Source organism: Pseudomonas sp. AIG, from assembly GCF_977020205.1.
Genome location: NZ_CDROCK010000135.1, coordinates 1 through 686 on the forward strand (window position 1 = coordinate 1; position 686 = coordinate 686).

A 686-nucleotide genomic window follows, 5' to 3' on the forward strand; every position below is an offset into this window, starting at 1 on the left:
CCTTGGGGGCGGGTTCTATTGTGGTGCGGTCGCTGACGAATCAGCGATCGGGTTTAGCGACCCGAGTCTATGTAGGCGCACCAGCGCTCCAAACTCAATTTGCAGACCCTCTTTCTGCAATTGATGTCATGGCGGCTGTGCGTGGGAGACCTTCGGGTCTGCCGGGCGCCTACACCCGGTTCGCTAACCTGCGTCCAGCCGCCACCCTTTCTTGTTTAGCGACAGGTTTTGGTGGCCTCACATGTAGGAGCTTCACCATGATCAAACCAACACCCAACCCACCCGAAACCGACCCCACCTCCCCCTACGAATCCCTCGACTCCAAAAAACTCAACGACGCCGCCGAACGCGCGCTCGATCACTACCTCTGCCCACCCGGCTCCACGCCACCGCCGCGTAAAACCCGCCGGATGTACGCCGTTACTGCCGACTTCAAAAACGAGGAGCTGCTGGCCGATGCCAGCGAAACACTCGCCTCGGCCAAAACCATCGCCCAGGAATTCGCCGGGCTGGTCAAACCATCGCAGCGCCGAACACTGATGGGGATCGCGCAGTTGATCATGCTCGGGGAATTGGCAGTGAATCGGGCGCTGGATAATCTGGAGTTGCCGCAGTAGCACGTCGCCCCGGTGATCGTTCCCACGCTCCCGCGTGGGAATGCCTCAACGGACGCTCCGCGTTCGGCT

General features: G+C 60.8%; 1 protein-coding gene. It reads left to right on the top strand.

Annotated features, from left to right (window positions below):
* Positions 1-257 precede the first annotated feature (257 nt).
* Positions 258-617 carry a DUF6124 family protein gene (locus ACWR1S_RS30865; protein WP_454566143.1) on the top strand — a complete coding sequence of 120 codons (360 nt, stop codon included), beginning with the start codon at positions 258-260 and terminating at the stop codon, positions 615-617.
* The last annotated feature ends 69 nt before the right edge of the window (positions 618-686 follow it).